At 60.8% G+C, this 25,668-nt stretch carries 19 protein-coding genes; 5 read left to right on the forward strand and 14 right to left on the reverse strand.

What is annotated here, in order from left to right; genetic code table 11:
- Window positions 1–249: 249 nt before the first annotated feature.
- Complete coding sequence (locus tag AC07NR_RS18360) at window positions 250–4,578, forward strand: membrane-targeted effector domain-containing toxin (protein WP_495079103.1); 4,329 nt, start codon at window positions 250–252, stop codon at window positions 4,576–4,578.
- An 81-nt stretch (window positions 4,579–4,659) separates the two neighbouring features.
- On the opposite strand, the gene guaA is transcribed toward AC07NR_RS18360, so the two are convergent.
- The 4 genes from guaA to AC07NR_RS18380 all read right to left on the reverse strand — a co-directional run bounded on the left by guaA (window position 4,660) and on the right by AC07NR_RS18380 (window position 9,401).
- Window positions 4,660–6,237, reverse strand: a complete 1,578-nt coding sequence (gene guaA, locus AC07NR_RS18365; RefSeq protein ID WP_085709414.1) for a glutamine-hydrolyzing GMP synthase — start codon at window positions 6,235–6,237, stop codon at window positions 4,660–4,662.
- Between the two features lie 99 nt (window positions 6,238–6,336).
- Window positions 6,337–7,806 carry an IMP dehydrogenase gene (guaB, locus tag AC07NR_RS18370; RefSeq protein WP_085709413.1) on the reverse strand — a complete coding sequence of 490 codons (1,470 nt, stop codon included), beginning with the start codon at window positions 7,804–7,806 and terminating at the stop codon, window positions 6,337–6,339.
- Window positions 7,807–7,921: 115 nt separating this feature from the next.
- Entirely contained in the window at window positions 7,922–8,470 is a 549-nt protein-coding gene (locus AC07NR_RS18375) for a sugar ABC transporter ATPase (protein ID WP_192558923.1), read from the reverse strand.
- Window positions 8,471–8,633: 163 nt separating this feature from the next.
- Window positions 8,634–9,401 (reverse strand): sulfite exporter TauE/SafE family protein, encoded by a 768-nt coding sequence (locus AC07NR_RS18380; RefSeq protein ID WP_495079104.1) that lies wholly within the window; start codon window positions 9,399–9,401, stop codon window positions 8,634–8,636.
- 101 nt (window positions 9,402–9,502) lie between these two features.
- Here AC07NR_RS18380 and AC07NR_RS18385 point away from each other — a divergent pair, with 101 nt between their 5' ends.
- The 4 genes from AC07NR_RS18385 to leuA all read left to right on the forward strand — a co-directional run bounded on the left by AC07NR_RS18385 (window position 9,503) and on the right by leuA (window position 14,650).
- Entirely contained in the window at window positions 9,503–10,390 is an 888-nt protein-coding gene (locus AC07NR_RS18385; RefSeq protein ID WP_495079105.1) for a LysR family transcriptional regulator, read from the forward strand.
- 10 nt (window positions 10,391–10,400) lie between these two features.
- On the forward strand, window positions 10,401–11,780 hold the full coding sequence (gene xseA, locus AC07NR_RS18390) for an exodeoxyribonuclease VII large subunit (RefSeq protein WP_248739306.1): 1,380 nt from the start codon (window positions 10,401–10,403) through the stop codon (window positions 11,778–11,780).
- A 3-nt stretch (window positions 11,781–11,783) separates the two neighbouring features.
- The gene (locus AC07NR_RS18395; protein WP_495079106.1) at window positions 11,784–12,605 is read left to right on the forward strand and encodes a peptidoglycan DD-metalloendopeptidase family protein; all 822 of its coding nucleotides are present in this window, start codon (window positions 11,784–11,786) and stop codon (window positions 12,603–12,605) included.
- Window positions 12,606–12,970: 365 nt separating this feature from the next.
- A complete protein-coding gene (gene leuA / locus AC07NR_RS18400; protein WP_085709408.1) occupies window positions 12,971–14,650 on the forward strand; it encodes a 2-isopropylmalate synthase in 1,680 nt (559 codons plus the stop codon).
- 133 nt (window positions 14,651–14,783) lie between these two features.
- Here the strand turns inward: leuA and AC07NR_RS18405 are convergent, their stop codons facing one another.
- The 10 genes from AC07NR_RS18405 to rlmN all read right to left on the reverse strand — a co-directional run bounded on the left by AC07NR_RS18405 (window position 14,784) and on the right by rlmN (window position 25,656).
- Window positions 14,784–15,575, reverse strand: a complete 792-nt coding sequence (locus tag AC07NR_RS18405; protein ID WP_495079107.1) for an amidohydrolase — start codon at window positions 15,573–15,575, stop codon at window positions 14,784–14,786.
- Window positions 15,563–16,711: a pyridoxal phosphate-dependent aminotransferase gene (locus tag AC07NR_RS18410; RefSeq protein WP_423204239.1), complete on the reverse strand. Its 1,149-nt coding sequence runs from the start codon at window positions 16,709–16,711 to the stop codon at window positions 15,563–15,565. The genes AC07NR_RS18405 and AC07NR_RS18410 overlap by 13 nt, the downstream gene beginning before the upstream one ends.
- Before the next feature lie 117 nt (window positions 16,712–16,828).
- Window positions 16,829–18,301, reverse strand: a complete 1,473-nt coding sequence (gene der, locus AC07NR_RS18415) for a ribosome biogenesis GTPase Der (RefSeq protein ID WP_085699823.1) — start codon at window positions 18,299–18,301, stop codon at window positions 16,829–16,831.
- A 140-nt stretch (window positions 18,302–18,441) separates the two neighbouring features.
- Window positions 18,442–19,593: an outer membrane protein assembly factor BamB gene (gene bamB, locus AC07NR_RS18420; protein WP_248739311.1), complete on the reverse strand. Its 1,152-nt coding sequence runs from the start codon at window positions 19,591–19,593 to the stop codon at window positions 18,442–18,444.
- A complete protein-coding gene (locus AC07NR_RS18425) occupies window positions 19,586–20,227 on the reverse strand; it encodes a tetratricopeptide repeat protein (RefSeq protein ID WP_085734102.1) in 642 nt (213 codons plus the stop codon). Before AC07NR_RS18425 ends, bamB begins: the two co-directional genes overlap by 8 nt.
- Before the next feature lie 41 nt (window positions 20,228–20,268).
- Entirely contained in the window at window positions 20,269–21,558 is a 1,290-nt protein-coding gene (gene hisS / locus AC07NR_RS18430) for a histidine--tRNA ligase (protein WP_305833552.1), read from the reverse strand.
- A gap of 22 nt (window positions 21,559–21,580) precedes the next feature.
- Window positions 21,581–22,690 (reverse strand): flavodoxin-dependent (E)-4-hydroxy-3-methylbut-2-enyl-diphosphate synthase, encoded by a 1,110-nt coding sequence (gene ispG / locus AC07NR_RS18435; protein ID WP_007956680.1) that lies wholly within the window; start codon window positions 22,688–22,690, stop codon window positions 21,581–21,583.
- Between the two features lie 3 nt (window positions 22,691–22,693).
- A complete protein-coding gene (locus AC07NR_RS18440) occupies window positions 22,694–23,737 on the reverse strand; it encodes a helix-turn-helix domain-containing protein (protein ID WP_305833553.1) in 1,044 nt (347 codons plus the stop codon).
- The gene (pilW, locus tag AC07NR_RS18445; RefSeq protein WP_432217652.1) at window positions 23,737–24,495 is read right to left on the reverse strand and encodes a type IV pilus biogenesis/stability protein PilW; all 759 of its coding nucleotides are present in this window, start codon (window positions 24,493–24,495) and stop codon (window positions 23,737–23,739) included. The genes AC07NR_RS18440 and pilW overlap by 1 nt, the downstream gene beginning before the upstream one ends.
- Window positions 24,496–24,507: 12 nt before the next feature.
- Window positions 24,508–25,656, reverse strand: a complete 1,149-nt coding sequence (gene rlmN, locus AC07NR_RS18450; protein WP_119427715.1) for a dual-specificity RNA methyltransferase RlmN — start codon at window positions 25,654–25,656, stop codon at window positions 24,508–24,510.
- Window positions 25,657–25,668: the final 12 nt, after the last annotated feature.

Genomic DNA, 25,668 nt, shown 5'->3' on the forward strand with positions numbered 1-25,668 from the left:
ACGTATCAGCCGCGGGCCAGGGCGCCCGCAAAAGGCGAATACGATACACCTGCGCTTGTGAAACAGTAAGGGCAGCGCGGCGGATGGCCGCAGACTACAGGCAGAAAGCCTGCTTCCGATGCATCTTTTAACTTCAGATGACAGGCCGGCTGCGCTGCGTCTGACAGACGTGTCCTGCGTCTCCTGAAATGATCGCGGTCGTTTTTTATCCACCACGCTCAAGGAAAGATTGTGGACACGACACACGACATGACACTGCCCAACACCGCCGACAGAAACGCCCTCAAGGCACTGGTTCCCGCCCTGGTCCAGGCCTGCCCCGACATGTATGAAATGGCCTGTGCGATTACCAGAGAGATCCTCGCCAGCCATGACCTCGCTCACCTGGAACCCGAACAGGTTTACTGGCATCGGTTCCACGCAACCCAAAGCAGCCCGCGAACCTTCACCGGCTGGGAGCACCTGTTTGAAACCCCGCGCGAATCGATGACCCTGCCGCAACTGGTGATCCAGCGCTTCAGCGTTCACGACCAGGACAACGCCGACCTGCTCGATTCCGATGCCGGTTTCTACACCGCCGGCCCGGACGCCGGCACCTATAACGAAACCAACGAAGTGAAGCTGCACAGCAGCGACGTACTCAAAGCGTTCTGGAAGATCAACTTCGCCGACCGCTACCGGAAAAAGGTCGATTCGTTCTGGACCAAGCATGGCAAGACCTTCCGAACCCTGGCCAAGTGCACCTTTCTGGCCAAGGCCATGGAAGACCGGGAAGGTGGTCGGCTGTCGGACGACAATTTCCGCACCGCCGTCAAAGCCATCGCCGGCAATGTCAGCTGGCCGGTGACCCGCGAAATGCTCGAAGAGGAAGCTGCGCAAGCCGATGGCCTGCGTATCGGCTTGCTGAAAATCGGCGATTTCGTCGCCACCGACATCCTGTGCATCACCGATGGCAAGGGCGGCGCAATTCTCTACGTTCCGGGAGAAATCTGGGGCGTGCACGCCCTGCAGAACGCCCGCGACCTGCATTGGTGGGTGCTGTCGCAGATCAGAAATCCGTCCGATCGAAAACGCTTCATGTCGCACTTTCAGGTCGCTGATCACGACATCACGGAAGACACCTCCTGGCGAGCAGTCGCGAAACGGCGCTGGCTCTGGGCTTTCGGTCCGCTGGCGGGGGGCATCTCGGAGCTATGGCGCGCACCGCATATCGAGAACGTCGGGCTGAACCACGTGCTGGACCTGCTCGTCAGCACCTGGGACAGCGACGATCACACGCTGGTGGCTCACACCGGTGTTGCGCTCGATGGCGATATCTTCAGTTTTCTGGCGACCGCCACCCACGCCCGTATGATCAGCGATGCGGAATTCATGCTGCATTCCAATGGTGATCTGCGCAAAAAACTCTGGATCGGTTACCTCAACGCCTTCAACCGCGTATTCGGGCCGATGGCGGCAGTGGGCTGGCCGGTAGCGCTGGCCGTGGTCGGTGCGGGCATCGCCAATGTCGGGTTGCAGATCGATCAGGCGGTCAACGGCAAGACGCCTCAGGCACGCAAGGCCGGCGTGACCGGAGCGATATTCGCGGCCATCGATACGTTGTTCAACGCCACGTTCATCAAAGGCGGCGGACGACTGCCCGAGATTGCCGAGACCGAGACCTTCATCGCGCCGGAGGAGGACCTCGCTCAAACCGGACTGTCCGTAAAACCTGAAGAAAAACTGGCCGAAGCCGCACTGGCGCGTTCACCACTGCCGACACTGGCAGAGATCGCACCGAAGCAAGTCCTGCCGGCAGCGCCGGAGGATTTTCTGGCGTCCTTCAAGACCGAGATCGGTGAAGGTACGCGGATGGAAACCGGTGACCCCAAATTCCAGGAAATCATTCAGACCGCGTCCGGCAAGCACTACATCTACATGCGCCGGGCTTGGGGTAACCAGGGTTTCTACCAGGTACGTTATGTTGAGCAGATGCGCGGTTGGGTCATCGTCGATCCGGCCAGTCCCTATTCGTTTTATCGCAACGTGCCGGTACGCCTGAATGAAGCGTTGAAATGGCAGCCGGTGGCCCGCCCCGGCCTCAGAGGCGGGATGAAATTGTTCGGCGAGTGGCCTTGGGGCCATACGGCTGATCCGTTGCCCGAGATGGCAACACAAACGATGCCCTATGACACGTCACCGGGGTCCAGATCGACTCTGCGCCCAGTGGCGGAAAGTCGTGTCGATGACTTTCCGTTGAACAGCCAGACCGGGAGTGACAGCCTTTATCAGGACTTCAAGACGCTTCGACGCAGCCTGTATGACGACGCCATCGATTTTTACAGCGCTCCGAACTCACCGCCACATCCGGCGATATCGCCCCTCAAACCCGCAACACCGTTCGCCGACATGGCCAAGCGCCTGCTCAAGGAGACACCGGGGCTGGTGATCGGACAGGACAGCACCGGCGCGGGTGCCAGAGGCATGCTGATCGACAACTTCAAGGCCTTGAACAAACAGAAGGTTCGAACCTTGTACCTGGACCATCTGCTGAGCGATTTCCACCAGGCGGACCTGGATGCGTTCCACAAGTCCGGCAAGATGCCGCCCGCGCTGGAAGATTATCTGAAATCACTGGATACCCGCTTCGGCACCGATCCGACAGGACCCCACTCGTATACGGAACTGGTCAGGAACGCACAGAAAAACCATATCCGTGTGCAGGCTATCGACTGCATGGCCAGCCGGCGTTTCCCGAACCTGGAACACACGTCTGAAGTCAGCAGCCGCAAGATGCAGAATTATTACTCCGACACCGTGATCAAGGCCGATCAGGCAGCACGGGGCGCTCATCGCTGGGTGGCACTGCTGGATGAAGGGCGCGCCAGCACCTTCGACAAGGTCGCCGGCCTGGGTGAACTGGAAGGCGCGCCAACGCTGCGGGTCGAGGAGATCACCGTAGGTCAGGCGGAAGGCCTGACAACTGATCCGGGTAAAAAGGTACGTGATCTCGTCGGTAACCCCATCGACCTGCTCAAAAGCGACCTGCGTCTGCAATTGAATGGACCGCCCCCGACAATCACCGCCCGAACGGTCGAAGAAGCCTTGCCCAGAAGGGGCATGTTCATGATCCAGGAACCCTCAACACTGATCCATCGCAGCGGCGACGGCACGCTGGTGCAAACCGCGATCCAGCGAGACTCCGGAGGCTTTTTCATCGTCCGCCCCAAATGGATTTCAGTCAGCGATCGGCACTTTGACAGTGTTCAGGAACTGGCCACAGCTCTGAACGATGAGGGCTTGAGTCTTCGGCGCGTGCGCATTGATCCACTGGCAAGCGAGGGACAATCGCCGGGCATCGAGCCGTCAGCATCTGCTTCCGGTGCCACGGTCAATCCTGAAGTGTCGCTGCCTGATACTCCATTGATCAGTTCGCCTTATGAAATTCCCGTGTCGCTTCGCAGTGAACTGAAAAATGTAGCTGTCTTCGGCAACCAGCGAACACTGGGTGACGCTTTCGAGAGCCTGGAAGGTAATCGGCCCCTCGACACGTTCAGGGCGCTGCGCAAACAATTACGTGAAGCCGCCAACGGCTTTTATGCCCGAGCCAATCCTGCGCCGCGTACGACGCTGGCGCCCATCGATCCGGTCGCGAGCGCCGAATCGTTCATCGAGAAATCCCTGGAGCAGTTCAACGGTCTGGTCATCGGCGAAAGCCATGCAGGCATCGGCAGCAAACAATGGCTTATCGAACAGATGCCAGTGCTCGCTCGAAAAGGCGTGAAGACCCTGTACATGGAACATCTGCTCACGGACTTCCACCAGACGGCGTTGGACAACTTTGCCAGAACCTCGGTCATGCCTCGGGATCTTGAGCTGTATCTGGAGGGCCTCGACCAGGGTCACATCACCGATCCCACAAGACGCTACACCTTCCTCAACCTGGTAAAAGAAGCCAACCGTCAAGGAGTGCGCATTCAAGCCATCGACTGCATGGCCAGTTATCGGCTGGAAGGTATGCGAGGCCTGGAGCCAACGAGTCGACAGAAAATGATGAATTTCTATGCCCACACGATCATCGAGACCGATCAGGCCGCGCGCGGACCACACAAATGGGTCTCGCTCATGGGCAATTCACACTCCAACACCTACGAGGGTGTCGCTGGCGTCAGTGAACTGGAAGATGCCATGGGCCTGCGTATCGAAGACGTTGGCTATGGCAAGTCCCGCGGATTCGAACCGGATCCCGGCAGGACTTTTTTCGATGAAAAGGGCAAGCCAGCCGGGCAGGTAAAAGGTGATTTGCGCCTGCAGGTGCAGACACCGTGGAACGCCCAGACGCAAAAGGAGATCGATCAATTGCTGAATCGTCCGGGCATGTACACCTTGAAACAGGAACCCCGCTCCACCTTGCTGGTTCACCGCAGCCGCGACCATGCACTCGTGCGTACGGAAATCCATTGGGAGTCCGGTCGCTGGTTCATCGAGCGCCCCGCCTGGCCCGCCCTCGATGGGAAACGCTTCAACAGTGTCGAAGACCTGTTCAAGGCACTGGACGACCGGGGCATGACCCTGGCCGGCTGGTCCGGTCCCTTGTAAGCGGCAATAAAAAGGCCGCGTGAACAGTGTTCACGCGGCCTCGGGGTTGCCTGCTCTCACGCCCTCAGGGCGTGTGCGGGATCACTCCCACTCAATGGTCGCCGGCGGCTTGCTCGACACGTCGTAAGTGACGCGGGAGATGCCTTCGATTTCATTGATGATGCGGCCGGAAACGGTTTCCAGCAGTTCGTAAGGCAGGTGTGCCCAACGCGCGGTCATGAAGTCGATGGTTTCCACGGCACGCAGGGCCACGACCCAGGCGTAACGACGGCCATCGCCTACCACGCCAACCGACTTCACCGGCTGGAACACGACGAAGGCCTGGCTGACCTTGTGGTACCAGTCGGCCTTGCGCAGTTCTTCGATGAAGATGTGGTCGGCGCGACGCAGCAGGTCGGCGTATTCCTTCTTCACTTCACCGAGGATCCGCACGCCCAGGCCCGGGCCCGGGAACGGGTGACGGTAGACCATGTCGTACGGCAGGCCCAGTTCCAGACCCAGACGACGGACTTCGTCCTTGAACAGTTCGCGCAGTGGCTCGACCAGTTTCAGGTTCATCTCGTCCGGCAGGCCGCCCACGTTGTGGTGCGACTTGATCACGTGCGCCTTGCCGCTTTTCGCGCCAGCCGACTCGATCACGTCCGGGTAGATGGTACCCTGGGCCAGGTACTTGATGTTGTCCAGCTTGCAGGATTCGGCATCGAACACGTCGATGAAGGTACGGCCGATGATCTTGCGCTTCTTCTCCGGGTCGGCTTCGCCGGCCAGGTTGTTCAGGAACTGGTCTTCAGCGTTGGCGCGGATCACCTTGACGCCCATGTTCTCGGCGAACATGGCCATCACTTGCTCGCCTTCGTGCAGACGCAGCAGGCCATTGTCGACGAAGACGCAGGTCAGCTGGTCGCCGATGGCCTTGTGCAGCAGTGCCGCAACCACCGAGGAATCCACACCGCCGGACAGGCCCAGCAGCACGTTGTCGGTACCGACCTGTGCGCGGATGTTGGCGATCGCGTCTTCGGCAATCTTCGACGGGGTCCACAGGGCTTCACAGCCGCAGATGTCGAGAACGAAACGCGACAGGATGCGACCGCCCTGCTTGGTGTGAGTCACTTCCGGGTGGAACTGCACGCCGTAGTAAGCGCGCTCGTCGTTGAACATGCCGGCGATCGGGCAGCTCGGGGTGCTGGCCAGGATGTGGAAATCGCTTGGCATCTTGGTGACCTTGTCACCGTGGCTCATCCATACGTCGAGGCCGAACAGGCCGTCGGCGTCGATGTGGTCTTCGATGCCGTCGAGCAGACGGCTCTTGCCGACCACGTCAACGCGGGCATAACCGAACTCACGCAGCTCGGAACCTTCAACCTTGCCGCCCAGTTGCTCGGCCATGGTCTGCATGCCGTAGCAGATACCGAAGACCGGAACGCCCAGGTCGAACACCGCTTGCGGGCAGCGTGGGCTGTTGGCTTCGTGCACGGACTCGGGACCGCCGGCGAGGATCACGCCTTTTGGAGCGAATTCGCGGATCGCATCCTCGTCCATGTCGAACGGGTGCAGTTCGCAGTACACACCGATCTCGCGCACGCGGCGGGCGATCAGTTGGGTGTATTGCGAACCGAAGTCGAGGATCAGGATGCGGTGAGCGTGAATGTCGAGGGCCATGATTCAGTCTCGTCTAAGTAATTCAGAAACAGTCTTGATTCAGAAACGACTCGGGGCTGAATAAAACAGCCCCGGTCATTTGACGTTTTGCTTGAAGCCTCAACCTACGCGGTAGTTTGGCGCTTCCTTGGTGATCTGCACGTCGTGGACGTGGGATTCGGCCATGCCGGCACCGGTGATCCGCACGAACTCAGGCTTGGTGCGCATTTCTTCGATGTTGGCGCTGCCGGTGTAACCCATCGAGGAACGCAGACCGCCCATCAACTGGTGAATGATCGCGCTCAGGGTGCCCTTGTAAGGAACACGGCCTTCGATGCCTTCCGGAACCAGTTTCTCGGCGCCTGCCGAGGAGTCCTGGAAGTAACGGTCGGAAGAACCTTGAGCCTGGGACATGGCGCCCAGCGAACCCATGCCGCGATAAGCCTTGTACGAACGCCCCTGGAACAGCTCGATCTCACCCGGCGCTTCTTCGGTACCGGCGAACATCGAGCCCATCATCACGCAGGACGCACCGGCCACGATGGCCTTGGACAGGTCACCGGAGAAACGGATGCCGCCGTCGGCGATCAACGGAACGCCGGTGCCTTCGAGGGCAGCGGCAACGTTGGCGATGGCACTGATTTGCGGAACGCCGACACCGGCGACGATACGGGTGGTGCAGATCGAGCCAGGGCCGATACCGACCTTGACCGCATCGGCGCCGGCTTCGGCCAGAGCCTTGGCGGCTGCGCCGGTGGCGATGTTGCCGCCGATCACCTGCACTTCAGGGAAGTTCTCTTTCACCCAGCGAACGCGGTCGATCACGCCTTTGGAGTGACCGTGAGCGGTGTCGACCACCACCACGTCCACACCGGCATTGACCAGCGCGGCAACGCGGTCGCCGGTGTCTTTACCGGTACCGACTGCAGCGCCAACGCGCAGACGACCTTGGTCGTCCTTGCTGGCCAGCGGGTAGGCCTTGGCTTTTTCGATGTCTTTGACGGTCATCATGCCTTTGAGGGCAAACTTGTCGTCGACGATCAGGACTTTTTCCAGGCGGTGCTTGTGCAGCAACTCGCGAACTTCGTTCTTGTTGGCGCCTTCGCGAACAGTGACCAGACGCTCTTTCGGCGTCATCACTTCACGAACGGTGGCTTCCAGACGGGTTTCGAAACGCACGTCACGGGAAGTGACGATGCCGACCAGGTCGCCATCGTGCAGCACCGGAACGCCGGAAATGTTGTGCATGCGGGTCAGTTCGAACAGATCACGAACCGTGGCGTCAGCCTCGATGGTGATTGGATCCTTGACCACACCGGCTTCGAACTTCTTGACCTTGCGGACTTCGGCAGCTTGCTGCTCGATGGTCATGTTCTTGTGGATAATGCCGATGCCACCTTCCTGAGCCATGGCGATTGCCAGACGGGCTTCGGTGACAGTGTCCATGGCGGCAGAAACCAGAGGAATATTCAGTTCGATGCCACGGGTGAGGCGGGTCTTGAGACTGACTTCGTTAGGAAGCACCTCGGAATAACCAGGCACTAAAAGAATGTCGTCGAAGGTCAGAGCTTCTTGGCTGATACGCAGCATCGCGGGGGCTCCCGAGCGGGAAAATGGAAGCGCGCCATTATAGTCAGACACCCCTTCGGGTTCAATGTAAAACTTGTCTTATATCAATGTTGCTGATGTACGGGAAAAGCCGCCCCTACAACTCGACCTTGACCCAGCTCACCGGTTGATCCAGCCAGTCGGCGAATTCGTCGATGAAACTCTGCTTGAACCCTGCCTCCAGCCAGTTGTTGAAGATGAAACCAAGGTTGGAAAACCCGCACTCCTGCAAATACAGAAAACCGTTGATGTCGTCTTCATGCCCACACTCGGGGCAGGTGAAATTGTCGGTACGACCCGGCATCCAGTCTTCCAGGCTTTCGAACAGCGCTTCGCCGATTTCCTGGCGACACTCGGCACAACCGGCTTCTTCGAGAAAGCCCTTGGCCGGGGTGTAGATGCAGCGTTTGGTCACGACCTCCAGACCATTGATCGGCTCACCGAACGGCAGCGCCTCGGGGTGCAGCACCACCGCGCGGGCGCCATCGGCGATGGCGTAGGCCATGCGATTGCCGGTGCGCCCGCAGGTGCTCAGCTCTTCCTTGACGATGTTCTTGCGCACCAGCCAGCGCAGGATCGCCCGGGCCCGGGGTTCGTGCACCGGCAGGTTGGAGATTTTCGGGACGATGATGCTTTGGGAATTCATGGTGCAAGCCTGCTGCAAAAACCGAAGGTTACCCCTGTGGGAGCGAGCCTGCTCGCGATGGCGGTGAGTCAGTCACTTCAATGCTGGCTGATACGGCACTATCGCGAGCAGGCTCGCTCCCACAGAAACTGCGGCCGGCAGCTTAATCCCTGAGACAATCCGGTCAAGTGCTTAAATAGCGGCCGATCAGCGCCAGACCACTCGCCAGCACCAGCCAGGTCACCAGCCGCACGAAGGCCTCGCGGGACAAACGCATCGTCAGCCGCCGCCCGATCCACAAGCCCAGCGCCATGGCCGGCAGCAGGCACAGCGCGAGCATCAACAAGGGTAGCTCGGCATACACCCCTGCGATGGCGAACAGACTCAAACGCACCACTGTGCTGCAACTGATCAGCGCACTTTGCGTGGCCCGCGCCGCGTCCTTGGGCAGCCGGCTGTTGAGGTAGATCGCATAAAGAAAGCCGCCGCTGCCGAACAACGCCCCGAACAACCCGCCCACCGTGCCCATCGGCAACGCCCACCCGGCGGACAATTGCGCCGGCCGCGCCTTGATCCACAAGCTGTAAACCGCATAGGCACTGATGAACAGTCCCATCAGCAACAACAGCAGATCGGACTTGAGGTTGAGCAGAAAAATCACCCCCAGCGTGCACCCCACCGCCATGCACGGCAGCAGCCGCAGCAACTCCGGCTTCGCTACATCACGCCGCGACGGCAGCAGATTGCCGAACGCGGCAACGAAATCCAGCAGCACCAGCAATGGCACGATTTTCGACAGCGGCATGAACAGGATCAGGATCGGCCCCGCCACCAGCGCCGTGCCGAAACCGGCAATGCCGAACACGATGTAGGCCAGCGCGACCCCCACTCCGATAACTGCCCAGCCCCCGAAGCCCCACGACCATTCGCCCAACAACCCCGCCACACTCATCTGCTCGCGTCCTTTAATAAGCCTGCGATGACTTTAGCCAGCGCCAAGGGTTGCGACTAATATCATCGAAACCGCCAAGCCATCTCGAAAAGGCATGCCTCGTGCTTTCAACCCGTCAATTACGTTATTTCGTGGAAATCGCCGAGAGCGGCAGCTTTAGTGCCGCAGCCGAACGGTTGTTCATCGCCCAGTCGGCACTGAGCCGGCAGATCAAGGACATGGAAACCCGCCTGCAAACGCCGCTGTTCGAACGCACCGCACGTCAGCCCCGGCTCACTGCCGCCGGCGAAGCGTTTTTGCCTCGAGCCAGAAACCTGCTCAACGAACTGAACAAGGCCAGCACCCTGGCCACGGAAATCGGCCAGGGCCAGCGCGGTACTTTGCGCGTGTGTCACTCCAGCACCGTGCCGATCAGCGGCCAACTGTTGCGCGACATGAGCGCTTACCTGGAGCAGCAACCCGGGGTTTCGCTGGACATCGGCACGTTGTCTTCGGAGGCCCAACTTGAGGAGTTGGCCGAGGGGCGGCTCGACATCGGCTTGCTGCGTCTGCCGGTGCTGCGCCAGCGCGAGGGTGTTCAGGTTGTTCCGCTCTACACCGAGCGCTTGCTGCTTGCCCTGCCGGCGGAGCATCGACTGGCTTTCGCGGAGGCAGTCGATCTGGCGCAATTGAAGGACGAAGCGTTCATATCCATTCCGCACCCGCAGCGCGGCGGGCTGAGCTATTTGTGCGCAGACCTGTGCATGCGCCACGGTTTCTTCCCCCAGGCTGCGCGAGTGATGTCGCGCAAGACCACGCAGCTGCAATTGATCCAGGCCGGATTCGGCATCGCTCTGCTGCCGGAGTCGATGCAGGACATCGCGCCCGCCGGTGTGAGATTTGTGCCACTGGCCGGCGATTGCCAGAGCCCTGTCGCCCTCGCGTTTCGGCAAAATCCCACACCCTTGGTGCAACACTTCCTCCAGACATTCACCGGCGAAAGCCTTTAAACTGCGCCCCATGATTAAAGATCCCTTTGCAAGACTCGGCCTCGACCGCGAAGTCCTGACCGTCAGCCAGCTCAACGGCCGCGCGCGGGTGTTGCTCGAAGACGTGTTCAGCAACATCTGGGTCGAAGGCGAAATCTCCAACCTCGCCCGCCCGGCGTCCGGCCACGTGTATTTCACCCTCAAGGACAGCGGCGCGCAGGTGCGTTGTGCGCTGTTCCGCCAGAATGCTGCGCGGGTGCGTCAGGCGCTGAAGGATGGTCTGGCGGTCAAGGTGCGCGGCAAGGTCTCGCTGTTCGAGGGCCGTGGCGACTATCAGTTGATTCTCGACACCGTGGAGCCTGCCGGTGACGGCGCCCTGCGCCTGGCCTTCGATGCCTTGAAGGAAAAGCTCAGCGCCGAAGGCCTGTTCAGTGCCGAGCGCAAAGTGCCGCTGCCGGCGCACCCGCAGCGCATCGGCATCATCAGTTCGCCGACCGGAGCGGTCATTCGCGACATTATCAGTGTGTTCCGACGCCGTGCGCCGCAGGTACAACTGACGCTAATTCCCACCGCTGTTCAGGGCCGCGAAGCCACAGCGCAGATCGTCCGCGCCCTGAAACTCGCGGACGCCCGGGGCTTCGACGCGCTGATCCTGGCGCGCGGCGGCGGTTCGCTGGAAGACCTCTGGTGCTTCAACGAAGAAGCCGTGGCCCGGGCGGTGGATGCCTGCGTGACGCCGATCGTCAGCGCCGTCGGCCACGAAACCGACGTGTCGATCAGCGACTTTGTGGCCGACGTCCGTGCGCCGACACCTTCTGCAGCAGCCGAATTGCTCGCCCCTGATTCCAGCCACCTGATCCGCCAGGTCGAAAGCCTGCATCGCCGACTGGTGATGCGCATGCGTGACCGTTTGATGCGTGATCGTCTGCGGCTTGAAGGAATGGCTCGCCGTCTGCGCCATCCCGGCGAACGTCTGCGCCAGCAGGCCCAGCGTCTGGATGATCTGGACATGCGCCTGCGCCGGGCGTTCGAGCGCCAGCTCAATACCCGCCGCGAACGCCTGATTCGTCTGGAAACCCGCCTCGCCGGGCAACACCCCGGTCGGCAACTGGCCCTGTTGCGCCAGCGTCTCGACAGCCTCGCCGAGCGCCTGCCACGCGCCATGAACGAAGGCCTGAAACGCCGACGCCTGCAGTTGCAAAGCCAGATGCAGACCCTGCACGTGGTCAGCCCGCTGGCAACCCTCGGCCGTGGCTACAGCATTCTGCTCGACGAGCGTGGCAACGCGATCCGCGACGCGGCGCAAACCCACACCGGCCAGCGTCTGAAAGCCAGACTGGGCGAAGGCGAACTGCAAGTGCGCGTCGAGGACAACCACCTGACGCCCGTCACTCTCTCTTTACTGGACTGATCCATGCCGCGCTTTCTCGCTCCGCTGTTGTTACTGTGCCTGACCTTCAACGCCCACGCCGACAGCTACATCACCCGGCTGCTGAACAAACCGGTGCCGGGCGGCGTAGCCGTCGTCGATCTGGGTGCCTCCGCGCAAGCGCCGAAGGCCACGTACCAAGGCAAACCGGTGTTGGTGGTCAAGGAACAGAACAACTGGCTGGCGATTGTCGGCGTTCCGTTGACCGTCAAACCCGGCACCCAGCAGATCAGCAGCGGCGGTCGAAACCTGAATTTCACTGTCGGCAACAAGAAGTACCCGGAACAGCACATCACCCTGAAGAACACGCAACAGGTCAATCCGAACCCGGCGAACCTGAAGCGCATCGAGGGTGAACTGGCCGAGCAGATCAAGGCCTACCGCAGCTTCAGCCCGAACACACCGAGCAACCTGTTGCTGGACAAACCGGTCAACGGGCCGCTGTCGAGCAAGTTTGGCGTGCGCCGCTTCTTCAACGGTGAAGAGCGCAATCCCCACGCCGGCCTCGACTTCGCGGTGCCGGCCGGCACACCGATCAAGACCCCGGCGGCGGGCAAGGTGATCCTGATCGGCAACTACTTCTTCAATGGCAACACCGTGTTCGTCGACCACGGCCAAGGCTTCATCAGCATGTTCTGCCACATGTCGAAGATCGATGTGCAAAACGGCCAGCAACTGGCTCGCGGCTCGGTGGTTGGCAAGGTAGGTGCCACAGGTCGGGCGACCGGGCCGCACATGCACTGGAACGTCAGTCTGAACGATGCGCGGGTCGATCCGGCGATTTTCATTGGGGCTTTCCAGCCTTGATTTGCGGGTGAGGCGACTGGCCTCATCGCGAGCAGGCTCGCTCCCACAGGGATTGCGCGCGACGAATGGTCCGCGCAATCCCCGCCAACAATAACCGCCATATCAAGAATAAAATCTCGGAAAAAAGCGCTTTCCGAGTATTCCTCTCAATTTTTTTCGACTGCTTGCCATCCTCATCCCCCGCGGTTAGGGTTGAAGGCATGAAAACCTCTCACACCCTTATTCAGCTTCGCCAGCACCGCAGCCTGTGCCTTGTCAGCGCACGACTGCCGGGCTGAATCGCTGCGCCTCGTCCCAAGCTTCTCCGAACATTCGTTCCACCGGCAGGCCGCCTCTTTTCGGCCCAGACAATAAGGAATTTCCCGATGAGCATGCTCAAAGACCCGTCTTCGAAATACCGCGCGTTTCCTGTGATCAACCTGCCGGATCGCACCTGGCCGTCGAAAACCATCGATGCCGCGCCGATCTGGTGCAGCTCCGACCTGCGTGACGGCAACCAGTCGTTGATCGAGCCGATGGACGCGGTGAAAAAGCTGCGCTTCTGGAAAACCCTGGTGCAGGTCGGTGTGAAAGAAATCGAAGCGTCGTTCCCGGCCGCTTCGCAAACCGACTTCGACTTCGTGCGTACCCTGATCGAAGACGGCCACATCCCGGACGACACCACCATTCAGGTGCTGACCCAGGGCCGTGAAGACCTGATCGAGCGTACTTTCGAATCCCTGCGCGGGGCGAAGAAGGCGATCGTTCACCTGTACAACGCCACTTCCCCTTCTTTCCGTCGCATCGTGTTCAACCAGGACAAGGACGGGATCAAGGCCATCGCCGTGAACGCCGCCAAGCTGTTCGTCAAATACGCCGCCATGCAGCCGGACACCGAGTGGACCTTCGAATACTCGCCGGAAACCTTCAGTGCCACCGAGCTGGAATTCGCCAAGGAAGTCTGCGACGCGGTGATCGAGGTCTGGAACCCGACGCCCGAGCACAAGATCATCCTCAACCTGCCGGCCACCGTTGAGTGCGCGACCCCGAACGTCTACGCCGACCAGATCGAGTGGTTCCACCGCAACATCAACCGTCGTGACAGCGTGATCATCAGCCTGCACACCCACAACGACCGTGGTACCGGCGTGGCCGCCACCGAGCTGGGCCTGATGGCCGGCGCCGACCGCGTCGAAGGCTGCCTGTTCGGCAACGGCGAGCGTACCGGTAACGTCGACCTCGTGACCGTGGCACTGAACATGTACACCCAGGGCCTCGACCCGCAACTGGACTTCTCCGACATCGACGGCGTGCGCAAAGTCGTCGAAGAATGCAACCAGATTCAGGTACACCCGCGTCACCCGTACGTCGGCGATCTGGTGCACACCGCGTTCTCCGGCTCCCACCAGGACGCGATCCGCAAGGGCTTCGCCCAGCAGAAACCGGACACCCTGTGGGAAGTGCCGTACCTGCCGATCGACCCGGCCGACATCGGCCGCAGCTACGAGGCGGTGATCCGCGTCAACAGCCAGTCGGGCAAGGGCGGTATCGCTTACCTGCTGGAGCAGGAATACGGCATCAGCCTGCCGCGCCGCATGCAGATCGAGTTCAGCCAGGTCGTGCAGCGTGAAACCGATCGCCTGGGCCTGGAAATGACTGCCCAGCAGATCCACTCGCTGCTGCACACCGAGTACCTGCAAGCCAACACCCCGTATGCGCTGGTCAGCCATCGCCTGCAGGAAGAAAACGGCCACAGCGCCGTCGAAGTGGAAGTGGCGAGCAAGGGCCAGGGCGAAACCAACCTGCACTGGCGCGGCAAGGGCAACGGTGCGCTGGAAGCACTGGTGGCCGGCCTGCCGATTCCGGTGGAGATCATGGATTACAACGAACACGCCATCGGCGCGGGCACCAACGCCAAGGCAGCGGCTTATATCGAGCTGCGTGTGAATGGCGAACGTGCAGTGCACGGCGTGGGTATCGATGAAAACATCACCACCGCCAGTTTCAAGGCACTGTTCAGCGCGCTCAACCGCTCGCTGAGCCAGCCGGAAGCGAAAGCGGCGTAAATTGCCGCTGAAATGCAAAAGGCCCCGGAGTGCGAACTCCGGGGCCTTTTTTATGCCTGCTGGCTTTATGTTGCCTGAACTGGCCTCTTCGCGGGCAAGCCCGCGATGGGGGCCGCAGTGACTACGCAAAAACTCAGGTGAACTCGAACGTGTCCGCATCCAGATTCGCCGGAAACCGCTCGCGGTAAGCCGCCAGCGGTGCCGCTTCCAATATCGCCTTGAACACCCCGTCCGCCTCCCCCGCCGCCAGCAAGGTCTCGCCCTGGAAGTCCAGCACCTGACTATCGCCGGTGTAGGCAAACCCCTTGCCGTCAGTGCCGACACGATTCACGGCTGCCACATAGCACAGGTTTTCAATCGCCCGCGCCGGCAGCAAACGGTTCCAGTGCAGACGCCGCGCCCCCGGCCAGTTGGCGGTGTACAGCAGCAGGTCGGTATCTTGTGCATCGCGGCTCCACACCGGGAAACGCAAGTCGTAGCAAATCAACGGCCGGATGCGCCAGCCCTTGAGCTCGAACTGCACCTGGCGTTCGCCGGGCGTGTAGTGATTGTGCTCGCCGGCCATGCGGAACAGGTGGCGCTTGTCGTAATGCCACACTTCGCCGTCCGGGCGTGCCCATAGCAGGCGATTGCGATGGCTGCCGTCGGCGGCCTGGATGATCACGCTGCCGGTGATCACCGCATTGAGCTTCGCCGCCTGTGCCTTCATCCATTTGCTGGTCGGGCCATGCTCGGCTTCGGCGAGGGTTTCGGATTCCATGGAGAATCCGGTGGTGAACATCTCCGGCAGGATAATCAGATCCGCACCACGCGCCTGCTCCAGCAAAGCGTCGAAATGCTCGAGATTGGCCTGACGATCATGCCAGGCCAGGCTGGTCTGGATCAGCGCCAGGTTGAGATCGGGTAAAGCACTCAAATCACGCATAGTTTTGCCGCCGCTTCCCGCAGCGTCTCCTCGCGTTTGGCGAAGCACAGGCGCACCAGGCGCTGGCCTTCAGGTGGATTCTGGTAGAACACCGACACCGGGATGCTCGCCACACCATGTTCGCGAGTCATCCACATCGCCATCTCGACGTCGTTCAGGTCGGGACGGATCTGCGAGTAATCGACCAGTTGGAAATAAGTGCCGGTGACCCGGGTGAAGCTGAATCGCGACGGCTCCAGCAGATCACAGAACAGATCACGCTTGGCCTGATAGAAACCCGGCAGTTCTTCGACGTGCTCCGGATGCTCGGCCATGTAATCAGCCAGCGCATATTGCAGCGGCGTCACGCCGCAGAAGCTGACGTACTGGTGCACCTTGCGCAGCTCGACGGTCAGCGCCGGCGGCGCCACGACGTAGCCGGTTTTCCAGCCCGTGACGTGATAGGTCTTGCCGAACGAGCTGACCACGAATGCGCGCTGATACAACTCTTCATGGGCCAGCACGCTCACATGGGGAACGCCGTCGTACACCAGGTGTTCATAGACTTCGTCGCTGATCACATAGATGTCGCGGTCGCGGATCAGCGCCGCCAACTGGTCCAGCTCTGCGCGACTGATCAGGGCGCCGCTCGGGTTGTGCGGAGTGTTGAGGATAATCATCCGCGTGCGCGGGCTCAGCGCTGCACCGAGCTTGTCGAAGTCGATGGAGAAATCATCCAGACCGAGTTGCACATGCACGCAGCGCCCACCGGCCAGCTCCACCGACGGCTCGTAGCTGTCATAGGCCGGGTCGAACACGATGACTTCATCGCCGCTGTGGATAACCGCCTGGATTGCACAGAAGATCGCCTGGGTCGCGCCGGGGGTGACGGTCACCTCGTGATCGGCATCGACATTCACGCCATAGCTGCGGGCGATCTTCGCTGCAATCTGTTGGCGCAGGGCCGGCAGACCGGTCATGGGCGAATACTGGTTATGGCCGCTGGCAATGTGCCGACCGACCGCATCGCGCAGCGACTGCGGGCCGTCGAAATCGGGAAAACCCTGGGACAGGTTGATGGCTCCGGTCTGTGCCGCGAGCTGAGACATCTGCGTGAAAATAGTGATGCCGACATTCGGCAGCTTGCTGTTGATCATCGGGGTTCCCTGCTCTGCCCCGGCACTGACGACGGCGCGGGAGAGCCCGAGGATAGCCCATCCGGCGCCCATAAAAAAAGGGCGCCAGACGGCGCCCTTCTCTCTTGATGACCGGGATCAGCGCTTGTCGCGGCGCTTCTTGCTGGCCTTCTTGTTGTGCGACATCAAACGACGCTTCTTGTTGACCTGGCGGTCGGTCAGCGTGTTCTTGTTGCCTTCGTACGGGTTCTCGCCGCCCTTGAACTCGATACGGATCGGCGTACCGACCAGCTTGAGCACACGACGGTAAGTGTTTTCCAGATAGCGCACGTACGAGTTCGGCACTTTCTCGATCTGGTTGCCGTGGATCACGATCAGCGGCGGGTTGGCGCCACCGAGGTGGGCATAACGCAGCTTGATCCGGCGGCCGTTGACCATCGGTGGCTGGTGCTCGCTGACCGCGTCTTCGAGGATCTGGGTCAGGCGGCTGGTCGGCCAGCGGGTGACCGCCGACTTGAACGAGTTCTGCACCGAAGCGTAGAGGTTGCCCACGCCGGTACCGTGCAGGGCCGAGATGAAGTGGATGTCGGCGAAGTCGACGAAGAACAACCGGCGTTCAAGCTCGGTCTTCACGTAGTCGCGCTCGCCCGGCGTCATGCCATCCCACTTGTTCAGCGCGATGACCAGCGCACGGCCGGACTCGAGGGCAAAGCCCAGCAGGTTGAGGTCGTGATCGACCACACCTTCGCGGGCGTCCATCACGAAGATCACCACGTTGGCGTCTTTGATCGCCTGCAGGGTTTTGACCACGGAGAACTTTTCGACTTCTTCGTGGATCTTGCCGCGCTTGCGCACACCGGCAGTATCGATCAGCGTGTACTTCTCGTCGTTACGCTCGAACGGGATGTAAATACTGTCGCGAGTGGTGCCCGGCTGGTCGTAGACGATCACCCGCTCTTCACCCAGCATGCGGTTGACCAGAGTCGACTTGCCGACGTTCGGCCGGCCGATGATGGCGATCTTGATGCCGTCCTTTTCGCTCGGACCTGGAATGCGCTTGGCTTCCTCGCCTTCGGCAACTTCTTCCTGCTCTTCGCCTTCCTGCGGCTCATCCTCATCTTTCGGGAATTCGCTCAGGGCGATTTCCAGCAATTGAGTGATGCCACGACCATGGGCGCCGGCAATCGGGATCGCATCGCCCATGCCCATCGGAGCGAATTCGGCGCGAGCCATTTCCGGATCGATGTTGTCGACCTTGTTGGCGACCACGTAGGAACGCTTGTTACGCTTGCGCAGGTGTTCGCCGATCATCTGGTCGGCGGCGGTGAAACCGGCCTTGGCATCTACCAGGAACAGAACGACATCCGCTTCTTCGATGGCCAGCAGCGACTGCTCGGCCATTTTTTCGTCCATACCATGTTCGTCACCGGAGATACCGCCGGTGTCGATCAGAATGTAGGAACGCCCTTGCCACTTGGCCTCACCGTACTGGCGATCACGGGTCAGACCGGACAAGTCGCCGACGATAGCGTCGCGAGTCCTGGTCAGGCGGTTGAACAAGGTGGACTTGCCGACGTTCGGTCGGCCCACCAGGGCGATTACGGGAACCATGCGGCTCTCCACTTCGTTATTTCAGAAAATACAAAAGCCGCTGCGAGGCAGCGGCTGGTGCTCGGGGCAACACCCATGGGTGTTGCAAACCCTGCCGGAGCAGGGCCGCTTGGGGTTCAACCCCAAGCATAGTCAAACCATTACTTGATGGTCAGGGCTTCCAGTTTGCCGCTGTTGCCATACACGTAAATCGTGTCACCCACCACCAGCGGACGGGCACGCAGGCCGTCGCTGTCGATGCGCTCGCGGCCGACGAAACGACCGTCCACCTGACTCAGCAGATGCAGGTAACCTTCCAGGTCACCGACTGCAACGTAGCTGGAGAACACTTCCGGAGCCGACAGTTGACGGCGGGCCAGCGAATCGTTGGTCCACAGTGCAGTGGTCGAACGCTCGTCGACGCCTTCAACGGTGCCCGAAGACAGGCTCACGTAGACGTTGCCGAAGCCCTGGGCGATACCGGCGTAGCTCGACGCATCGCGCTGCCACAGTTGACGGCCGCTTTCCAGGTCCAGTGCCGCAACGCGACCCTGATAGCTGGCAACGTACAGCGTGCCACCGGACAGCAGCAGACCGCCGTCGATGTCGACCACGCGCTCCAGTTCCGAACGACCTTGTGGAATCGCGATCCGTTGTTCCCAGACCGGCACGCCGTTGGAAATGTCCAGAGCGACCACTTTACCGGTCGACAGGCCAGCCACTGCGAGGCGGTTGGTCGCGAGCGGTGCACTGGTGCCACGCAGGGTCAGTACGGCCGGAGTGCTGTCATACACCCAGCGCTGGTGACCGGTGGATGCATCCAGACCGATCAGACGATCGTCCTGGGTCTGCACGACCACGATGTCGCCGTTGCTGGCTGGTGGCGCCAATACTTCACTGGTCACGCGAGCGCGCCACTTCTCTTCACCATTGATGGTGTCGAGTGCGATGACGTCGCCACGCAGCGTGCCGACCAGAACCAGACCGTAACCCACGCCGACGGCGCCGGAGACTGGCACATCCAGTTCTTTCTTCCACTTCACGTCGCCGTTGCTGCGATCCATGGCCATCACGATGCCGGTCACGTCGGCGGCGTAGATGGTGTCACCATCGATCGCCGGTACCAGCATATTGTAGGTTTCGCCCTGACCGTCACCGATCGAACGGCTCCAGACTTTTTGCAGAACCACTTCTTCCTTGAAGGAAGTCAGTTCGGCTGGTGGCAGTTCTTTTGTGCTGTTGCTGCTGCAACCCGTGGCCAGAATGGCCAGAGCCAGCAATGCTGCATGCTTCCAACCGATCACGTCACGCATCCCCTTTGGCCAGGTCGTCCAGCTTGATTTGAAGGCCGCCGACTGCCGCTTCATCCGACAGTGCCGCCTTGGCTTTTTGATACGCCGCGTTCGCTTCGTCAGTGCGGCCCAGCTGTACCAGCAGGTCGCCCTTGAGTTCTTCGCGAGTGGCCAGGAACGACTTGTCGGCATCGCCTTCAAGCAGTTTCAGGGCTTCATCCGCCTTGTTCTGTGCACCCAGCACCTGCGCCAGACGCTGACGGGCGATTTCGCCCAGCGCCGCGTTGGCCGGTTTGGCAACGATTGCCTTGAGTTCGGTCGCTGCGTCATCCAGCTTGCCGCTGTCGACCGCAACCTTGGCCACGAACAGGCTGCCGTACTGCGCGTAGGCCGTACCACCGAATTCGCTGTTGAGCTTGCCGGCCAGATCCGCGACGCGCGCAGCGTCAGGCTTGCCGTCCGGGGTCAGCGTGGTTTCCAGCAATTGCTGATAGAGCACCGAGGCGCCTTGCGACTGGTTGCTCTGATACTTGTGAAATGCCTGCCAGCCGAACACGATGACCAGCGCCAACAGGCCGCCAGTGACCAGAGGTTTGCCGTTGCGTGTCCACCAGTCCTTCAAATCCGCCAACTGTTCGTCTTCGGTACTCGACACCCCAATACTCCTTAATCGCTAAATCGGCTGTTTAAACAGCTTCAACCCTGCACGACGCAGGTGGCCAGGTGAGCGGCAAGCGCATCCCAGGCAATGCTTTGTTGTTCGCCCTGGCCACGCAGGGGTTTGAAACCTACCACTTGCTGGGCCATTTCGTCGTCACCGAGGATCAGCGCGTACAGCGCACCGCTCTTGTCGGCTTTCTTGAACTGGCTCTTGAAGCTGCCGGCACCGGCATTGACCTGCAGGCGCAGGTTCGGCAACTGGTCGCGTACACGCTCGGCCAGGGCCAGACCGGCGAGTTCCGCCTCTTCGCCGAAGGCGCAGAGGTAGACGTCGACCTGACGGGCGAGTTCTTGCGGGATCTGCTCCAGGGTTTCCAGCATCAGCACCAGACGCTCGATGCCCATGGCGAAACCGACGCCCGGGGTCGGCTTGCCGCCCATCTGCTCGACCAGACCGTCGTAACGGCCGCCCGCGCACACAGTGCCCTGGGCGCCGAGCTTGTCGGTGACCCATTCGAATACGGTTTTGCTGTAGTAATCGAGACCGCGCACCAGTTTCGGGTTGAGCACGTAAGGAATGCCGACGGCATCCAGACGCGACTTCAGACCTTCGAAGTGGGCACGGGACTCTTCATCCAGGTAATCCGCCATTTTCGGCGCATCGACCAGCACGGCTTGCGTGTCGGCGTTCTTGGTGTCGAGCACGCGCAGCGGGTTCGTCTTCAGGCGACGCTGGCTGTCTTCGTCCAGCTTGTCGTGGTGCGCCGAGAGGTAATCGACCAGCGCTTCACGATAACGGCCACGGGACTCGCTGGTACCCAGGCTGTTGAGTTCGAGCTTGACCGCATCACGGATGCCCAGCTCGCCCCACAGGCGCCAGGTCATGATGATCAGCTCGGCGTCGATGTCCGGACCGTCGAGGTTGAAGACTTCCAGACCGATCTGGTGGAACTGGCGATAACGGCCTTTCTGCGGACGCTCGTGACGGAACATCGGACCGATGTACCAGAGTTTCTGCACCTGGCCACCGCCGGTGATGCCATGCTCGAGCACGGCACGCACGCACGCAGCAGTGCCTTCCGGACGCAGGGTCAGGGAGTCGCCGTTGCGGTCGTCGAAGGTGTACATCTCTTTTTCGACGATGTCGGTCACTTCGCCGATCGAGCGCTTGAACAGCTCGGTGAATTCGACGATCGGCATGCGGATCTGCTTGTAACCGTAGTTATCCAGCAAACGCGAAACGGTGCCTTCGAAGTAGCGCCATACCGGGGTCTGTTCCGGCAGGATGTCGTTCATGCCACGAATGGCTTGCAGGGACTTGCTCACAGAAATTCCTTAATTCGTTCGATCAGCCGCGCGCGATGACCGCTGCGTCGGCTTCGACCTTCTCGGCCGCTTTCTCGCGGATCAGCTTTTCCAGCTCGTCCACCAGATTGTCATTCGTCAGTTTCTGCGACGGCTTGCCGTCGATGTAAATCAGGTTCGGCGTACCGCCGGTCAAGCCGATATGGGCTTCCTTGGCTTCGCCGGGGCCGTTGACCACGCAACCGATCACCGCAACATCCAGCGGCACCAGCAGGTCTTCAAGGCGCCCTTCCAGTTCATTCATGGTCTTGACCACATCGAAGTTCTGCCGCGAGCAGCTCGGGCAGGCAATGAAGTTGATGCCACGGGAACGCAGATGCAAAGACTTGAGGATGTCGTAACCGACCTTCACTTCCTCGACCGGATCGGCCGCCAGCGAGATGCGGATGGTATCGCCAATCCCCTCGGCGAGCAGCATACCTAGGCCCACGGCGGATTTCACTGTGCCGGAGCGCAATCCACCGGCTTCGGTGATGCCCAGGTGCAGCGGCTGGACGATTTCCTTCGCCAGCAGGCGGTAGGCTTCGACGGCCATGAACACGTCGGAAGCCTTCACGCTGACCTTGAAGTCCTGGAAATTCAGGCGTTCGAGGTGTTCGACATGACGCAGTGCGGACTCGACCAGCGCGGCCGGGGTAGGCTCACCGTATTTCTTCTGCAGGTCTTTTTCCAGGGAACCGGCGTTGACGCCGATGCGGATCGGAATCCCGCGGTCACGGGCGGCATCGACCACTGCACGCACGCGGTCTTCGCGACCGATGTTGCCCGGGTTGATGCGCAGGCAGTCCACACCCAGCTCGGCCACGCGCAAAGCGATCTTGTAGTCGAAGTGGATGTCGGCAACCAGCGGCACCTTGACCAGCTGCTTGATCTTGCCGAACGCCTCGGCGGCGTCCATGTCCGGCACCGATACGCGAACGATGTCGACGCCAGCGGCTTCCAGACGGTTGATCTGCGCCACGGTGGCCGCGACATCGTTGGTGTCGCTGTTGGTCATGCTCTGCACCGCGATAGGTGCATCGCCGCCCACAGGCACGTTACCGACCCAGATCTTGCGCGATTCGCGACGTTTGATTGGAGATTCGCCGTGCATGACTTATTGACCCAACTTCAGGCGAGCAGTCTCGCCACTGGTGAACGGAGCGACATCGACCGGCTGGCCGTTGTAGCTGACCTGCGCTGCCCGGGCAACACCCAGACGCACGGCCAGCGGTGGCTTGCCTGCCACGGAGACGCTGTCGCCTTTATGTTTCAGACCGCTGAACAGAACCTTGCCGCGACCATCGGTGACCTGTGCCCAGCAATCAGCGGTGAACTGCAGTTGCACCTGACCTTCGCCTGCTGCCGGAGCAGTGGTTTCTGCGGTGGGTGCCGGGGTGGCCGGGACAACGGGTGCGGTGACGGTCGGGGCCGGAGTCGCCGGAACGTTAGGGGCAGGTGCAGCCGGAGTGGCGACAACCGGTGCCGGGACATGGGCCGGAGCAGCTGGCGCCGCCGCCGGGGCAGCAGGTACGGCCGGTGCGGTTGCCGGAACGATGGGCTCGGCGCCGGTCGATTCGGCAGCGGTTTCCGATTGGGGCAGTGCCAGCGCCGTCGCGCCCTCGGTCTGACCTTCGGTAACGGCCTGGTCTTCCGGCTCGTCGATCGGATGAATCTGCGTGGTGCCATCGGCGCCTTCAACTTCAACGTGCTCCGGGGCCAGACTGGTCAGGTCCTTGGTACGCAGCGAGGTCTGATCCTGCCACCAGACAAAACCGCCGCCGATGACCGCGATCAGCAGCAACAGGCTGACGATCCGCAAAATGGTATGGGAAACACGAACCGGCTCTTCGATCCGGCCCAGGGCGTGGACATTGCTGCCCTGGGAATCGGTGCCGGTGGACTGGTCGAACTGCTGGACCAGGACCGCCTGATCCATGCCGAGCAATTTGGCATAGGCGCGAATATAGCCGCGAGCGAAGGTATGCCCCGGCAACTTGTCGAACGCACCGGCTTCGAGGTTGGTCAGGGAAGTCACGGTGAGGTTGAGCTTGAGGGCCACTTCGGCCAGCGACCAGCCATTGCTTTCGCGGGCCTGGCGCAAGGTCTCACCGGGGTTAACGCGATTCGCTGCTACAACTTCGGGATGCGCCGCTTTCATCATTGCTCCGACAGGTATTGCTGATATTCCGGCGTACCGGGATAGAGTCGTTTTAATTGCAGGCCCGCACTGGCGGCCTTGTCGCGATCTTCAAACACTTTTGCCAACCGAACCGCGAGCAACAGACTACGTGCATTTTGCTCGGACAGCTGGCTGAAACGGTCGTAATAGTCACGCGCGGGCACATAATGCCTGTCTTCGAATGACAACTCAGCCATTTCCAGCAACGCCCGGGGTTGCTGACGGTTCAAACGCAATGCTTTTTCCAGTTGCTGCTGTGCCAGCTCACGCTGGCCAAGCTTGGACGCCGTCATGCCGAGGTTCTCGAACACACGGGAACGCTCAGGATACAGGGTATCGGCGGCGGCCTGTTCAAAACGCTCGTAGGCTTCCTTGTAACGCTGTTCTTCGTAGAGAAAACTGCCGTAATTGTTGAGGATGCGGGCATCGGCGGGACGGGAGGACAGTGCCTTGCGAAAGTGTTCGTCGGCCAGCTTCGGCTCCATCTCGGACTGAAAGACCAGCCCAAGAGCGGCGTTGGCGTCGGGATCGGAACCGTCCAGCTCGAGGGCCTTTTTCAACGGCACCTTGGCCCGCTCGGTCATGCCTTGCTGCAAGTACCCCAGCCCCAGCTGCACGTAGGCAGCCCGCGCTTCGTCGCGGCCCTTGCTGGTCTTCATCGGGTTGTAATCGCCCGACAGGACACAGCCAGCACACAGGCTGGCCAACAGCAACAGCAGCGCAAAGCGCAGGGACATAGAGATCCTCTCTTAGTTAGTGTTCGCGGCGTTCTGTGCCAGATCGCTGTCGGCGCTCAATTCGCGTACGGCGATGTAACGTTCGCTGCGACGGGTGCGATCCAGCACCTGCCCTACCAATTGACCGCAAGCCGCGTCGATGTCTTCACCACGGGTGGTGCGCACGGTCACGTTATAGCCTGCCTGATGCAGCTGATCCTGGAACCGGCGAATCGCGTTGTTGCTCGGCCGCTCGTAACCGGAATGCGGGAACGGGTTGAACGGAATCAGGTTGATCTTGCAGGGAATATCCTTGAGCAGCTCGATCATTTCCACAGCGTGCTCAAGCTTGTCGTTGATGTCCTTGAGCAAGGTGTACTCGATGGTCAGCACACGTTTCTCGCCCAGGGCGGACATGTAGCGCACACACGAATCGAGGAGCATCTTAAGCGGATATTTCTTGTTGATCGGCACCAATTGGTTACGCAATGCGTCATTCGGTGCGTGCAGGGACAACGCCAGGGATACGTCGATGTGCTTGGCCAGCTCATCGATCATCGGCACCACACCCGACGTGGACAGGGTCACGCGGCGCTTGGAGATCCCGTAGCCCAGGTCATCCATCATCAGATGCATGGCGGCCACGACGTTGTCGAAGTTCAGCAGCGGTTCGCCCATGCCCATCATCACCACGTTGGTGATGGCGCGGTCGATGGTAGCCGGAACACTGCCGAAGGATTTGTTGGCAATCCACACCTGGCCGATGACTTCGGCGGCGGTGAGGTTGCTGTTGAAGCCTTGCTTGCCGGTGGAGCAGAAACTGCAGTCCAGGGCACAGCCTGCCTGGGACGAAACGCACAGAGTGCCGCGTTTGCCCTGGGGAATGTAAACAGTCTCGACACAACTGCCGGACGCCACGCGCACCACCCACTTGCGGGTGCCGTCGCTGGAAATGTCCTCGCTGACCACTTCGGGACCGCGAACTTCAGCAACAGCCTTGAGCTTTTCGCGCAAGGCCTTGCTGACGTTCGTCATGGCGTCGAAATCATCGACGCCAAAGTGGTGAATCCATTTCATTACCTGACCGGCACGGAAACGCTTCTCCCCGATTGAGTCGAAGAATTTTTCCATTTCCGGCTGGGTCAGACCCAGCAGGTTGGTTTTAACAGTCGATGTAGTCATGGATTCACCTTC

It is taken from the genome of Pseudomonas sp. GW821-FHT09C09 (genome assembly GCF_059418105.1).